Consider the following 13,442-nt stretch of genomic DNA (forward strand, 5'->3'; position numbering starts at 1 on the left):
AAGATAACGTGCAAGGTACGAAAGCCACCGAACATTTTTTGTCATTGCAACACAGGAGAGCGTTGATTGTGCGGGAGGCAGACTCTTTTTTCCGTGAGAAGACGAAAAGGGCGGCTTGAAAAATAAACCCGTTAGTATCAGCAACTAAGCGGTATGCTAGTAACGGCGTTTTGGCTAAACCGCTTAAAAAACCGAAAACAATTTTTATTTTTAGCCTTCCGTTCATCCTTCAAACGGATTGAACGAACTGCAATGAGGACGAAACACATCGGTATGGTAGTAGGCTGCCTGATGACCATCAGTGCCTGGGCGCAGCAACCGGGTGTTTCAACGCCAAACCGGAGAAATGCCGATCATCCGCCGGACGTTTTTACCAACTGCGACAGCGCCCAGACGCAAACCGAGCTGAATTTATGCGCCCAGATGCGGTTTCAGAAAGCCGATCAGGAATTGAATGCGCTCTACAGGCAATTGCTCGATTTGCTGCCCAAAGACGATAAAATGATGGTGGTTGATGCCCAGCGTCAATGGCTGGCTTACCGCGATGCTCACTGCAAGATTTACGAAAAAATGTATGCGGGCGGTTCCATGCTGAGCATGGTGCTTGCCAATTGCAGGGAAGCCGCAACCCTGAACCGGATTAACGAATTAAAAGAATTAATAGCTGAACGTAAACTTAGACAATAGTCGCCTGCCGTATGAGTGATTCTGTATTCCGGAAAAAATCAGTTGGTAAAGCCGTAGCCGATACCGACGAAGGAGATTCGTCCCACCTGAATAAAATCCTGGGCGTTCGGGATTTGACTTCCTTCGGGATTGCCGCCATCATTGGAGCCGGAATTTTCAGTACCATCGGGCGGGCCAGCGTCAACGGCGGTCCGGCGGTATCGCTGCTGTTTGTCTTCACGGCCATTGCCTGCGTTTTTACGGCCCTTAGCTACGCGCAGTTTGCTTCAACGGTACCCGTCAGCGGAAGTGCCTACACATACGCCTATGTGTCGTTTGGGGAGATTTTTGCCTGGATTATTGGTTGGGCGCTTATCTTGGAATACGCCGTCAGCAACATGGTGGTGGCGATTTCATGGTCCGAGTACTTTACATCGATGCTGGCCGGATTTAACATTCATTTTCCGGCCTACTGGGCCACGGACTACGGGTCGGCCGCCCGGGCCTACGCGGCAGTGCAGGCCAGCGCATCGCCCGGTAGTCTGCCCGCTAACACCCGGGAGCTGGCGCAGGCTTTTCAGGATGCTCCGACCGTCGGTGGTTTGAAACTGATTGCCGATCTGCCCGCCGGGGTTATTACCATTCTGATTACATCCCTGGTGTATGTCGGTATCAAAGAATCCCGGACGGCCAGCAACATTCTGGTGGTCCTGAAACTGGCCGTCATCGGGCTAGTGATTGCCGTCGGGGCTTTTTACGTCAAGCCCGAGAACTGGTCGCCATTCGCGCCTAATGGCGTCAGCGGGGTACTCAGCGGGGTCGCTTCGGTGTTTTTTGCCTTCATCGGTTTCGATTCCATTTCAACAACCGCCGAAGAATGCCGCAATCCCCAGCGGGATTTGCCCCGGGCCATGATTTACTGTTTGATTATCTGTACGGTTTTATACGTCCTGATCACGCTGGTACTGACGGGCATGGTGAATTATAAAGAACTGGGCGTAGACGATCCGCTGGCCTACGTGTTCCAGAAAGTAGATCTGAATTTTGTGGCCGGTGTTATTTCCGTCAGCGCCGTTGTGGCCATCACAAGCGCATTGCTGGTGTATCAGTTGGGGCAGCCGCGCATCTGGATGACCATGAGCCGCGACGGTTTGCTGTGGCCGCGTTTCTCACAGATTCATCCACGGTACCGGACGCCTTCGTTTGCTACCATTGTGACGGGTTTTCTGGTCGCAATACCGTCGCTTTTTCTGGACATGCAGTTCTTTATTGACTTAACGAGTGTGGGTACATTCTTCGCCTTTATCCTGGTATGCGGGGGGATTTTGTACCTGGACGCGAAAGGTCTTTCCCGGCATTCGAAGTTTAAAGTTCCTTATGTCAACGGAAAATACATTATCGGGGCTGCTCTGGTCATTGCCTTAGTGCTGGTAGTCCGGGCGGATGGGTTTGTAAGTGGTATTCAGGAAAAGCCGTTGCTGGCTTTCTTCTGGCTCACCTGGGCGGTGATGGCGGTGCTGGCCTTCCGCCAGAATTTCTCGTTGCTGCCGGTATTGGGTATTCTGACCAACCTCTACCTGATGACCGAACTGGGCGTCAGCAACTGGCTTATTTTTGTCATCTGGCTACTGATTGGGCTTGTTATCTACTTCCTGTACGGCTATCGGAAAAGCAAGCTGGCCCTGGAAAACAAGGCATAAACCCGCAATCTTATGGGCTGATTCCATCAGTTGGTTATGTTTTCAGTAAAGTATAGTTGTATATGCAAATAATTCATTTATATTTGCTATTACTCTATCAGGGATTTGGTCATCCCGATAAATCAGGACAAAAGCAGCAGACGGATCTCAACACAACTGTAGCGTCTATTTACATCTCGCAATAAGGTAAAAAGCCTATGGGGAGTTCCTATAGGCTTTTTTGTGGATTGGTTTATCTATCGTGCCATGAAAAAGCCCCAGCTTATGCCGGGGCTTTTAGTTATCAACGCTTTGACAGAATTAGTCGCTTCGGCGACCGCCCATAAGCAGGCTGGCGTAGTAGAGTAGGGTTGCCAGTGAACCGAGCGCAGCTACCACGTAGGTCATGGCGGCCCACCAGAGGGCGTCTTTGGCGAAACCATACTCCCGCTGGTTAACAATATTCCGGTTTTGTACCCAGGCCAGCGCCCGACGGCTGGCATCGAACTCGACGGGCAGCGTTACGAAGCTAAAGAGGGTCGTTACGGCAAACAGTGCCACCCCAATAGCCAGCGGAATGATGGTCGTATTGATCAGCAGAATACCGATCAGAATGATCCATTGCAGGTAACTCGACGAAACCGTCAGGAAAGGCACCATGGCCGACCGGAACTTGAGCGGACCGTAAGCCGTGGCGTGTTGCACGGCGTGACCGCATTCGTGGGCCGCCACAGCCGCAGCCGCTACACTTCGACCGTAATAAACATCGGCACTCAGGTTAACGGTTTTGTCCTGCGGGTTATAATGGTCCGTTAACATCCCCTCAACCGACAGGACACGAACGTCATAAATGTTGTTTTCGTGGAGCATCCGTTCGGCAATTTCCTTACCGCTCAGACCGTTGGTCAGTCCGATTTGTGAATACTCGTTAAACTTACTTCTCAACCGCCAGCTTACACCAGCACTCAGAAGGGCGAAAATGATGAAAATAATCCAGATTCCAGGCATAGTTACATGAAGACCGGTTTACCGGTACAATTAAGGTTATGGTCAAACAATTGGGTGGATGGTTTATTTAGTAAACAAATATTATCAAAAAAACAGTTCATTGCTCATCCATACTTAAAACCGCTAATCACGATTTTAGAATGTTCATCCTTCGGCGTATGCCTTGCGGATTTTTCCGATGATCGCCGTGGTAGAATAACCCGCCACGAGCGGAATAGTTTGCACCCGCCCTCCGTTTTGCAGTACGAAATCGGCACCCACAATGTCGGCAACCGCGTAATCATCCCCTTTTACCAGCACATCCGGCTGAACGGCCTGAATGAGTTCGAGGGGCGTAGGCTCGTCGAAAAGCACAACCGCATCCACAAACGCCAGCGACGCCATCAGCCGGGCGCGGGCGTATTCGCTCACAACGGGCCGCAGCGGGCCTTTAATGCGGCTTACGGAGGCATCAGTATTTAATCCCAACAGCAGTCTGTCGCCGGTCTGCCGCGCTTTTTCCAGGTAATCGACGTGCCCCAGGTGCAGAATGTCGAAACAACCGTTGGTAAACACAATGCGCTTGCCTTCGGCGTGCCAGGTTTTAGCCTGTTCAACGGCTTGTTCGCGGGTCAGGATTTTTGATTCGGTCATGCGATGTTTTTTAAGGGCGAACGGGTTCAAATGGGTTACCTGATTGGTCGTTCCGTTTTACCAGCTAACAAATTACGGTTCCGCATTGACAACCGGCTGCGTGCCTGGGCTGGTTTTCGGCTGCTGGCTCTTGCCTTTGATCATCACGACCAGAAAACTCAGGGCGCCCAGTACCACGATGTAGAACCATTGCGTAAACAGCATCAGCGTCGCCAGCGTCGCACCGTCCTGATTGCTCAGGCCGTATAGCGCCAGAGCAGCACCGACCAGAATGTTGAACGCACCAGCACCACCCTGAACCGGGGCCGCCATGCCGATTGACCCCATGATCAGAATAGTCAGTCCGGCCCGCCAGTCCAGACCAGCCGTTTGGGACATGGCAAAAAACAGGACAAACGACATAAAGTAATACATGGTCCAGATCAGAACCGTATGGAAGACGAAAGCGCCGGGACGCTTCAATTTACGAACGCTCAGCAGTCCATCGAGCAGCCCCGCCATAAACTTTTCGATCCGCTGGTAGAAGGGTTTCTGACGGAGGATTTCTTTGTAGCGGTTGTAGAAAAACCAGACCATGATGGCAAACCCGAGCAGACAGCCCCCCGCCATGACCAGCAGCCAGGAGTTATCCCGCAAACCCGTCATATTGAGTTTTGACGAGAAAAAATCCGTCAGAAAAGTGCTTAACCGGCTGAATTCGATCAGGAAGGTTGCACCCAGTAACAACAACAGCATCAGTACGTCGACAATCCGCTCGGCCACGACCGTTCCGAAACTTACATTGACGGGTACGCCTTCCAGGCGGTTGAGCGTACCGCAGCGGGTTACCTCGCCCATGCGGGGCACCACCAGGTTGGCAAAATAACCCGTTAAAACCGATACAGTGGTGTTGAACGGCGAAGGTCGGCGCCCTACGACGGGTTCCATCAGCAACCCCCAGCGGTAGGCCCGGCTCCAGTGAGCGACAATGGTAAGTAAACCCGATACAACAATCCAGCTATAATCGGCTTTGCCGAATGCCTCCAGCATTGCCGCCCGATCGATGTCTTTAAAGACATACCAGAGCAACCCGCCCGCAAGACCAAGCGAAATGCCGTACTTCAGAATGTTTTTCAAAATTCAGGCTGGTTTAAAATGGTTATTGATGAGTTAAAAAGCTGAATGGCCGGCTGGTTAAATCGGGGAACGAGGGTGCTAATTGGCCCTTCCGGTTCTGACGAACCATTTAACCACTTTGTAATCATTTCGACCAGCTTTATTCATTACCATAAAAATCATTCCAGAATTAATCAGACGAGCCGGTTATTGCCGTCCGGAAAAACAACCTGTGGCTTGTAGGCTTTGGCTTCTTCGGTCGTCATCATCCCGTAGGAAATGATGATAATGATGTCGCCAACCTGCGCGCGACGGGCAGCCGCCCCGTTCAGACAGATGATGCCCGAGCCGCGTTCCCCCTTGATTACGTAGGTAATCAGGCGCTCACCGTTGTTGTTGTTTACAATATGCACCTGCTCGTTTTCGATCAGGCCAGCCGCATCCATCAGGTCCTCGTCGATGGTGATGCTGCCGACGTAATTCAGTTCGGCCTGCGTCACCCGGACCCGGTGGATCTTGGATTTCATCACAGTAATAAACATAGTTGTATTGACTGCCCGGTTCAAACGGGCCATCAAAAATAGTGAAAAACAGACCACACGTTGCAGTCACCGCAAAAACAGCCCACAAACCGACTTAGTTCAGCCAAGCGGCTGTCAGAGAATGAGGTTATCGATCAGCCGGGTTTTTCCGAGGTGCGCGGCAATGCACAAGGCCGTTGTTCCGGGTGCCTGAAGCTGGTCAACGGGTTGCAATGTATCGGCATTGGCAATTTCGAAGTATTCGAGCCGGAAAGCGGGATGCGCCCGAAAATGCTCATTGATGGCGATTTTGGCCGCTTCGATGGTGCCCCCGGTTTGCAGCACTTCCTGTGCCTTGCTCAGCGCCCGGTACAATTCCAGGGCTTGCTGGCGTTCGTCGGGTGTCAGATTGCGGTTTCGTGACGACATCGCCAGACCGTCTTCTTCCCGCACAATCGGCATCCGGATTAGTTCCAGCGGAAAGCCCAGGTCCCGGACCAGCCGTTTGACCACCGCCACCTGCTGCAAATCCTTCTGCCCGAAATACGCCCGATCGGGCTGGACAATATTGAACAATTTGGAGACGACTAGGCCGACGCCATTGAAGTGACCTGGCCGGAATGCGCCTTCCATAACCGTCTCCAGTTCTCCGAAATGAAACGTTAGTACGGGGCTGGTTGGGTAGATTTCGTCCACGGAAGGAGCAAAAACAAGGTCACAACCGGCGGCTTCCAGTAGCGCACAGTCGGCTTCCAGCGTGTGCGGGTAGCGGGCCAGATCGTCGGGGTTGTTGAATTGCGTCGGGTTGACGAAGATGCTGCAAACCGTCAGGTCATTTTGCGTTTTAGACGCGTCGATCAGCGATAGGTGGCCCGCGTGCAGGGCTCCCATAGTCGGTACAAGCCCAATTGACAGGCCGTTTTTGCGCTGAGAGCTAATCGCCTGACGCAAGTCGGCAATGGTTTTGTAAAGGTGCATGCTAACGTTTCAAAGAGTTTGTTCAGTTGCCCAGAGCCAGCATTCCGGTGGGAAGCGGACCATCGAGCGTTTGATAATGACAAAACAGGAGTTTTTCTGGCGAAATTCTATTGAAATACCAGAAAAAATTGTATAATTTTGCAGATTTTTAATTTGTTCCGCTACGGCGGTGTATTTCACTAAAGCCCCCCAATCGTGTTATGAGCAAACTTCGGATTCTCTACGTTGCCAGTGAAATCAACCCTTTCCTCCAAACCTCTGCTGTTGCCGATTTCGTTCGGAAACTTCCGCAGGCGATGCAGGAGCGGGGCATGGAAATTCGTATTCTGGTGCCACGTTTCGGGCTGATTAATGAGCGCAAAAACCGGCTGCACGAAGTGGTTCGGTTATCGGGAATCAACATTACGGTGGGCGACGAAGAAAAACCACTGATTATCAAGGTGGCATCAATCCCCAACGCTAAGCTTCAGGTGTATTTTATTGACAACGAAGACTATTTTCAGCGTAAACACGTTTTTCTTGACAAGGACGACCGGTTCTACGAAGACAATGATGAGCGGACGATTTTCTTCTGCAAAGGCGTGTTGGAAACCGTTAAAAAACTGGGCTGGTCGCCCGATATTGTCCATTGTAACGACTGGATGACGGCGTTGATTCCGCTCTATCTGAAAACGACCTACAAAAACGACCCGATGTTTAAAGACACCAAGTCGGTCTTTTCGGTCTACAACAATTCATTTTCTTACCGTTTCGACGATGGCCTGGTCGAGAAAGCCAAAGCGTTGGACGTGGACGAAGATATGTTACAATATCTGAAATCGGCTGACTACGACGGTTTTATCCGGATGGGTTGCACCTACGCCGATGTGGTGGTCAAGGCCAATGAAGATTATAGCGAGAGTTTAAATAGTATTCTCAATGATTTGTCCAACAAGAAAGTTGAACTTACCGAAGAAGGTGAGGAAGTTGCAGACCAATATTACAACCTTTACACGGACCTGGCGGGTTAATCAGCACCCGGTTCGCCTGAGCATCCTGGCGGGTCTGGTTTCGCTGGTTGTTGGCCTGGTGGCCTGCGAAGAGCCGAAGGACATCGGTTTGCCGCCGGTTACGGCCATCGGTGTTTTGTATACGGATACACTGACGGTTCAGACTTCCACGGTTCAACTTGATTCGGTGGTGACCGGCCGGAATTCACGGCAATTAGCCGGGCAATACAATGATCCGATTTTTGGTAAGGTAACCGCCAAAACCTTCGGGCAGCTGCAAGCGCCCGTAACCGACGGTGTTTTCAAAACCGAGGGTGAAATGGTATACGACTCCCTGCGGGCCTGGGTAGCCTATTCGTATCTGTATGGTGATACGACCAAATCGCAGGAGCTTTTTTTCCACCAGATTACGGAAGACCTCGATACGACCCGGCAATACACGGCATCAGAGTCAGCGGCTTATGCAGCTCAGCCTTTAGGCAAGCTCACTATTAAGCCAACGGCTGGCGGAGAAGCCAAAACCGCTCGTTTGTCGGATGTTCTGGGCCGCGAAATCCTGGAAAAGTCAAAAGGGGCGGGTTTTACCCAGGTTGCTTTTCAGCAATTCTTTAAAGGGGTTGCTCTGGTTCCTGGTGCGAACAATACAACGGTTTTTGGATTTGCTCCGCAAGACATTCGTTTTGAATTGTATTATCATAAATCGGGTGATACGGTATCGACTGGGAAAGCCTTCTATACGACTACGGCCCGGCAATTGTTCAGCCAGCTCAAGGTGGATCGGTCGGCAACCAAGCTGGCGGGTCTGAGCGTTACCAAACCGTTGCCGAGCTCGGCAACCGGCGGAGAAGTATTTGTCCAGATTGCAACCGGTTTAACGACAAAGGTGCAGTTTCCGACTCTCGAAAATTTGAAAAAGGAAACGGGCCGGGTTGCCATTAACCGGGCTGAGTTGCAATTTTTCGTGAAAGGAAGCAGCCCCGGTGGACCCGTGCCATCGATCATGACGCTGGCGCAGACCGATAACAACAACCGGATTTTGCGTACGAATGAAGCCAGCACCGGAAGTCAGCTGTTCCACCTGTTACAGAGGAAAGAAGGAACCTTTCAAACGAGCAATAAGTGGTATTATCCGCAGGTGGTGGGCTATAGCAGCCGCCAGAAAACGTATGCGTTCGACGTTACGACCCATGTGCAGGCTACTTTGGTCGGTTTCCAGCCTAATAACGCGCTGGTACTGTTTCCGACGTCAGCAGCGGACCTGGTTCCGCAGTCCCAAACGACCGGAGCGCTTATCTATCAGGTTCAGCCTTATACTTACAATCAGCTAAATGGGGCAGTGCTGGGCGGTCCGGTTACGGCCAAACTGGTTGTGTTCTATACGTACACGCAGTAATCATAAGTGAAAACAGCAGGCCAGTTCCTATCGGGGCTGGCTTTTTTGTTTCTGCTCCGTCCGGCCAAAACGCTGGCTGGCCCGGTCGGTAACGCCAGGATGACGCAGGACGGCTCTAAAAATTCAGACCTGCCGGGTTTTGGCCAGTTGGAGAGCCTTTTTAGTTACCATCCGATAGAATTGATTGCTAACTTGCAGCACGATTTAGCAGAAAATAAGAATTCCGTATGCCAACGAAAAAAATCATATTTACTCCCGACGCTCCAGCCCCCATCGGGCCTTATAACCAAGCCGTTATGGTAAACGGAACGTTGTACGTGTCCGGACAGATTGCGCTCGACGTAGCTTCATCCGGCGATATTCAGGCCGAAACCCGCAAGGTGATGGAAAACCTCGGTGCTATTCTAAAGGCCGCCGAACTTTCCTTTGAGAATGTGGTAAAAGCGACCATTTTTGTAAAAGACCTGAATAATTTCGGCGCTATTAACGAGGTGTACGGCAGCTTTTTCACCCCCGATCCGCCCGCCCGCGAAACCGTCGAGGTGGCACGTTTGCCGAAAGATGTAAATGTCGAAATATCCGTAATTGCAGTCGTTTAAATAGAAGAAGTGGAAAAAGGGCGAGGGGAGGAGCGGTGTAAAACCATTATCCTCCTTTCGTCCTTTCTTCGCCTTCGTTCTTTCTTCCTTTCTTTTTATGTCCGAAATACGCGTTCGTTTTGCGCCCAGTCCGACCGGTCCACTGCACATTGGTGGGGTGCGGACGGCTCTTTATAATTACCTGTTTGCCCGTAAGCACGGCGGGAAAATGCTGCTTCGCATCGAGGATACCGACCAGAATCGGTTTGTGCCGGGTGCCGAAGATTACATTGTTGAGTCTTTAAAGTGGGTCGGGATTGAAATTGATGAAGGGCTAACAGCGGGTGGTCCGCACGCGCCCTACCGGCAGTCGGAGCGTAAGGCAATCTACCGCGAACACGCTGAACGGCTGGTGGCGGAAGGCAAAGCCTATTACGCGTTTGATACGGCGGAAGAACTGGACGCCATGCGGAAGCGGATGGAAGAGGCCAATGCTCCGTCGGCGCAGTACAATTCCATTACCCGGCTTCAGATGAAAAACTCGCTGACGCTGCAACCCGAGGAGGTGATGGCCTTGATCGAGTCGGGAGCACCGTACGTGATTCGTTTGAAAGTACCGCGCAAAGAAGACATTCGGCTGAACGACCTGATTCGGGGCTGGGTTGTGGTTCATTCCTCGCAGATTGATGATAAAGTGCTGCTGAAGTCGGACGGGATGCCGACCTACCACCTGGCGAACATCGTTGACGACCATATGATGGGCATTACGCATGTCATTCGCGGGGAAGAATGGCTGCCGTCGGCTCCGTTGCACGTGTTGTTGTACCGGTTTTTGGGCTGGGAAAGCACCATGCCGCAGTTTGCGCACCTGCCGCTGCTGCTGAAACCGGATGGCAACGGCAAGCTCAGCAAGCGTGACGCCGATCTGGGCGGTTTTCCGGTTTTCCCGCTCCAATGGACCGATCCGTTTACCGGCGCGGTGGCCCGGGGATTCCGCGAAGACGGTTATTTACCCGAAGCACTGGTCAATTTTCTGGCCTTTCTGGGCTGGAACCCCGGCACGGAGCAGGAAATGTTTACGATGGACGAGCTGATTCAGGCGTTTAGTCTGGAGCAAATCCATAAAGCCGGTGCCCGGTTCGATATTCAGAAAGCGAAGTGGTTCAACCACGAATACCTGCGGCAGCAACCCAACGAGCAACTGGCCGAAACGATTGCCGCTCAGGCTACTACCGACGGTTTTGATTGTTCGCTCGAAAAAGCCGCCAAAATTGCCGGTTTGCTCAAAGAGCGCGTCAACTTCGCGGGCGAGATTTATGCCGAGTCGGCCATCTTTTTCCGGGAGCCGCAAAGCTATGATCAGGCCGTTGCCTCATCCAAATGGAACGACGACGCGGTTCGGGCTTTGACCGCATTTAAAGATGCATTAACTTCGGTAGAGGAGCCCCTGACGGCTGAAGCCGCCAAAACAACGCTGGCGGATGCACTAACCGCCATTGGCATCAAGCAGGGTAAAATCATGCAGGCGCTTCGGCTGGCGATTACCGGCGTCGGCGCGGGTCCGGATCTGATGATTACTCTGGAAATCATTGGAAAACAGGCTACAATTGACCGGCTACAAAAAGCATTAACAGAGTTAAGAATTATGAGTTAAGAATGATGAGTTGCCCTGCCACTTTTATTGTTAATCGAGCGGAGCAACTCATCACTCTTAATTCTTCACTCATAACTGAAAAAGGAAATGGCAAAGAAAGGCGCAAAACCGGAAGAGCAGTCGAACGATAAACCGCGGGTTCATAAAGAACTGGAAGGGTTTGATATTAAAATCAACACGTTCGGTGAGATCACGACCAGTTATGACATTGACAAAATCAATGCGTTTCTGAATAAAACCGTGGATGATAAAAAGCTTCGGAATCGGAAAGATCTGAAAGAGGGGGAGTCGTATGAGGACGATGACGAAGAGTATACCGATGAGGAAGACAATGCTGACAAAGATTTTGATCGCTAACCTTTAAGCCCAAACTCACCTAACTTCATGCGTTCACACGAGATTGATTACAAAATTATTGGCGAAGACATTCAGGTTGTTGAGATTGAACTGGACCCGAATGAAACCGTTATTGCCGAGGCCGGTGCCATGTTGTTCATGGAAGACGGCATTCAGTTTGAAACCAAAATGGGCGATGGCTCCCAACCGAACCAGGGGTTCATGGGCAAGCTGTTTCAGGCCGGTTCGCGGTTGCTGACCGGGGAGTCGCTGTTCATGACGCATTTTACCAACCGGGGATATGGCAAACGGAAAGTAGCCTTTGCGGCTCCCTATCCCGGAACGGTCATGCCCATCGACCTAGCCAAGATTTACGGTAATCAACTCATCGTGCAGAAAGACGCATTCCTGTGTGCTGCTCTGGGTACGCAAATGGCCATCCACTTCAACCAGCGGATTGGCACCGGTTTGTTCGGGGGTGAGGGTTTCATTCTCCAGAAAATTCAGGGCGACGGTATGGCCTTTATTCACGCCGGGGGCGTGGTGATGGAGCGCCAGCTAAACAACGAAATGCTGCGGGTCGATACGGGTTGCGTCGTCGGTTTTGAACCGTCGATTAGCTTCGATATTCAACGGTCAGGTGGATTGAAATCCATGGTTTTCGGGGGTGAAGGTATGTTTCTGGCCACCTTGCGCGGAACCGGCAAAGTCTGGATTCAGTCGATGCCGATTTCCAAACTGGTGGATCGTTTGTCGGCGGGTGGCGGACAGGCCCGTAAGGAAGGCGGCTCCGTGCTGGGCGGCCTTGGGAATTTATTTGAGGATTAAATCGTTCTGGACTGAGATTCAGAAGGATTAAAGAATTGTACCGTTCTTTTAGAAATTCTTTGATCTTCCTGAGTTCCAGTTCAAGACAGTAAGCAATAGTTATGGAAATCATTTGCGTAAACGACAACTTTCCGGCGCCAGTCCTGGCTTTCTATGCCGAATTTGGCGTTAAAACACCCAAGGCCGACCAGATGTATACAGTCAGGATGGTGAAACGCCATACCAACGGCGAAACGGGCGTACTGCTGGGCGAAATCCAGAATCCCGACGTGCCGGTGAAGCATCCAGTTCTGGGCGAAGTCTGGTTTGAACCCACGTTCAACATCAACCGGTTTCGGACGTTGCTGGGGCAGCCCGTCCGGCAGGAAGAACTGGAAATGATCAATTCGTAAAGTCTGTTAATGGGTACGGTTTTTAAAACCGAGCAGGAATTGAATCGCCCGGCACGAAATCGCCGGGCTTTTTCGTTTACCTTCTTGTGTAACTTCTCATCAATCTGTGACAAAATTCCTTTTCGTCTTGTCTGCGGTTTTGCTGGCTGCCTGCGGAGGTCGCAATGCGGATAACTATGTCCCGAAACCCAAAGGCTACAACCGCATCGACCTGCCTCCGCATCGGTATCAGCCGTTGACGGAAGCGCATCCGTATACGTTTGAATATTCCAGAGAGGCCCGGATTTTACCGGATACATTCCGTGGAGCGCAGCCGCACTGGATTTTTGTTCATTATCCCGAATTCAAAGCCAGTGTTCAGTTGACGTATCATTCCGTCCAGAACAGCGAAAAACGGCTGGCGGGGATGATTGCCGACTCCTACAAACTGGCCGCCATGCACAACGAAAAAGCGTACGCATTCAAGGAGGAAGTGATTCAGTTGCCCTCCGGCCTGAAAGCCGACGTGCTGTCGATTACGGGTGAAGTGCCCAGCCAGTTGCAGTTTTTTACGACGGATACGACCACCCACTTTCTGCGGGGAGCCCTGTATTTCAACACCGCCACCCGCAACGATTCACTGGCCCCGGTGATTGATTACGTTCGCAAAGACGTGCTACACCTGCTTAAAACGCTGCGCTGGAAGTAGTGCC

The 13,442-nt window shown here is 51.5% G+C and carries 15 protein-coding genes; 10 read left to right on the plus strand and 5 right to left on the minus strand.

Annotation, left to right across the window (positions count from 1 at the left end):
* Window positions 1–252: 252 nt before the first annotated feature.
* Together LX87_RS03190 and LX87_RS03195 are read left to right on the plus strand one after the other, a co-directional pair.
* Entirely contained in the window at window positions 253–687 is a 435-nt protein-coding gene (locus tag LX87_RS03190) for a lysozyme inhibitor LprI family protein (protein WP_170139295.1), read from the plus strand.
* 11 nt (window positions 688–698) lie between these two features.
* On the plus strand, window positions 699–2,366 hold the full coding sequence (locus LX87_RS03195; protein ID WP_111626711.1) for an amino acid permease: 1,668 nt from the start codon (window positions 699–701) through the stop codon (window positions 2,364–2,366).
* Between the two features lie 300 nt (window positions 2,367–2,666).
* Here LX87_RS03195 and LX87_RS03200 read toward each other — a convergent pair whose 3' ends face one another.
* The 5 genes from LX87_RS03200 to panC form a co-directional block, all read right to left on the minus strand.
* On the minus strand, window positions 2,667–3,353 hold the full coding sequence (locus tag LX87_RS03200) for a zinc metallopeptidase (protein WP_211325267.1): 687 nt from the start codon (window positions 3,351–3,353) through the stop codon (window positions 2,667–2,669).
* 144 nt (window positions 3,354–3,497) lie between these two features.
* Window positions 3,498–3,986: a D-glycero-beta-D-manno-heptose 1-phosphate adenylyltransferase gene (gene rfaE2, locus LX87_RS03205; protein ID WP_111626712.1), complete on the minus strand. Its 489-nt coding sequence runs from the start codon at window positions 3,984–3,986 to the stop codon at window positions 3,498–3,500.
* Between the two features lie 72 nt (window positions 3,987–4,058).
* The gene (locus LX87_RS03210; RefSeq protein ID WP_111626713.1) at window positions 4,059–5,102 is read right to left on the minus strand and encodes a lysylphosphatidylglycerol synthase transmembrane domain-containing protein; all 1,044 of its coding nucleotides are present in this window, start codon (window positions 5,100–5,102) and stop codon (window positions 4,059–4,061) included.
* Between the two features lie 173 nt (window positions 5,103–5,275).
* The gene (panD, locus tag LX87_RS03215) at window positions 5,276–5,623 is read right to left on the minus strand and encodes an aspartate 1-decarboxylase (protein ID WP_111626714.1); all 348 of its coding nucleotides are present in this window, start codon (window positions 5,621–5,623) and stop codon (window positions 5,276–5,278) included.
* Window positions 5,624–5,737: 114 nt separating this feature from the next.
* Window positions 5,738–6,580: a pantoate--beta-alanine ligase gene (gene panC, locus LX87_RS03220; protein WP_111626715.1), complete on the minus strand. Its 843-nt coding sequence runs from the start codon at window positions 6,578–6,580 to the stop codon at window positions 5,738–5,740.
* A gap of 200 nt (window positions 6,581–6,780) precedes the next feature.
* Here panC and LX87_RS03225 point away from each other — a divergent pair, with 200 nt between their 5' ends.
* From LX87_RS03225 to gldD, 8 genes are all read left to right on the plus strand, one after another.
* Complete coding sequence (locus LX87_RS03225) at window positions 6,781–7,590, plus strand: glycogen/starch synthase (protein WP_111626716.1); 810 nt, start codon at window positions 6,781–6,783, stop codon at window positions 7,588–7,590.
* Window positions 7,547–8,962 carry a DUF4270 family protein gene (locus tag LX87_RS03230; RefSeq protein ID WP_170139296.1) on the plus strand — a complete coding sequence of 472 codons (1,416 nt, stop codon included), beginning with the start codon at window positions 7,547–7,549 and terminating at the stop codon, window positions 8,960–8,962. The genes LX87_RS03225 and LX87_RS03230 overlap by 44 nt, the downstream gene beginning before the upstream one ends.
* Before the next feature lie 227 nt (window positions 8,963–9,189).
* On the plus strand, window positions 9,190–9,561 hold the full coding sequence (locus LX87_RS03235) for a RidA family protein (protein WP_111626718.1): 372 nt from the start codon (window positions 9,190–9,192) through the stop codon (window positions 9,559–9,561).
* A 97-nt stretch (window positions 9,562–9,658) separates the two neighbouring features.
* Window positions 9,659–11,194 carry a glutamate--tRNA ligase gene (gltX, locus tag LX87_RS03240; protein WP_111626719.1) on the plus strand — a complete coding sequence of 512 codons (1,536 nt, stop codon included), beginning with the start codon at window positions 9,659–9,661 and terminating at the stop codon, window positions 11,192–11,194.
* Between the two features lie 87 nt (window positions 11,195–11,281).
* Window positions 11,282–11,551 (plus strand): hypothetical protein, encoded by a 270-nt coding sequence (locus LX87_RS03245; protein ID WP_111626720.1) that lies wholly within the window; start codon window positions 11,282–11,284, stop codon window positions 11,549–11,551.
* 27 nt (window positions 11,552–11,578) lie between these two features.
* On the plus strand, window positions 11,579–12,358 hold the full coding sequence (locus LX87_RS03250) for a TIGR00266 family protein (protein ID WP_111626721.1): 780 nt from the start codon (window positions 11,579–11,581) through the stop codon (window positions 12,356–12,358).
* Window positions 12,359–12,459: 101 nt separating this feature from the next.
* Window positions 12,460–12,750, plus strand: coding sequence for a hypothetical protein (locus LX87_RS03255; protein ID WP_111626722.1), 291 nt, complete (start codon window positions 12,460–12,462; stop codon window positions 12,748–12,750).
* A gap of 106 nt (window positions 12,751–12,856) precedes the next feature.
* Window positions 12,857–13,438 carry a gliding motility lipoprotein GldD gene (gene gldD / locus LX87_RS03260; RefSeq protein ID WP_111626723.1) on the plus strand — a complete coding sequence of 194 codons (582 nt, stop codon included), beginning with the start codon at window positions 12,857–12,859 and terminating at the stop codon, window positions 13,436–13,438.
* The last annotated feature ends 4 nt before the right edge of the window (window positions 13,439–13,442 follow it).

The organism is Larkinella arboricola, assembly GCF_003259745.1.
In the GTDB taxonomy this organism is placed as follows: domain Bacteria; phylum Bacteroidota; class Bacteroidia; order Cytophagales; family Spirosomataceae; genus Larkinella; species Larkinella arboricola.

Excerpts from the sequence above, each read along its gene's own strand:
- rfaE2 (WP_111626712.1), bottom strand. The coding sequence starts at position 3,986 with ATGACCGAATCAAAAATCCTGACCCGCGAACAAGCCGTTGAACAGGCT.
- LX87_RS03190 (WP_170139295.1), top strand. The coding sequence starts at position 253 with ATGAGGACGAAACACATCGGTATGGTAGTAGGCTGCCTGATGACCATC.
- panD (WP_111626714.1), bottom strand. The coding sequence starts at position 5,623 with ATGTTTATTACTGTGATGAAATCCAAGATCCACCGGGTCCGGGTGACG.
- LX87_RS03250 (WP_111626721.1), top strand. The coding sequence starts at position 11,579 with ATGCGTTCACACGAGATTGATTACAAAATTATTGGCGAAGACATTCAG.
- gltX (WP_111626719.1), top strand. The coding sequence starts at position 9,659 with ATGTCCGAAATACGCGTTCGTTTTGCGCCCAGTCCGACCGGTCCACTG.
- panC (WP_111626715.1), bottom strand. The coding sequence starts at position 6,580 with ATGCACCTTTACAAAACCATTGCCGACTTGCGTCAGGCGATTAGCTCT.
- LX87_RS03255 (WP_111626722.1), top strand. The coding sequence starts at position 12,460 with ATGGAAATCATTTGCGTAAACGACAACTTTCCGGCGCCAGTCCTGGCT.
- LX87_RS03195 (WP_111626711.1), top strand. The coding sequence starts at position 699 with ATGAGTGATTCTGTATTCCGGAAAAAATCAGTTGGTAAAGCCGTAGCC.
- LX87_RS03225 (WP_111626716.1), top strand. The coding sequence starts at position 6,781 with ATGAGCAAACTTCGGATTCTCTACGTTGCCAGTGAAATCAACCCTTTC.
- LX87_RS03200 (WP_211325267.1), bottom strand. The coding sequence starts at position 3,353 with ATGCCTGGAATCTGGATTATTTTCATCATTTTCGCCCTTCTGAGTGCT.
- LX87_RS03235 (WP_111626718.1), top strand. The coding sequence starts at position 9,190 with ATGCCAACGAAAAAAATCATATTTACTCCCGACGCTCCAGCCCCCATC.
- LX87_RS03245 (WP_111626720.1), top strand. The coding sequence starts at position 11,282 with ATGGCAAAGAAAGGCGCAAAACCGGAAGAGCAGTCGAACGATAAACCG.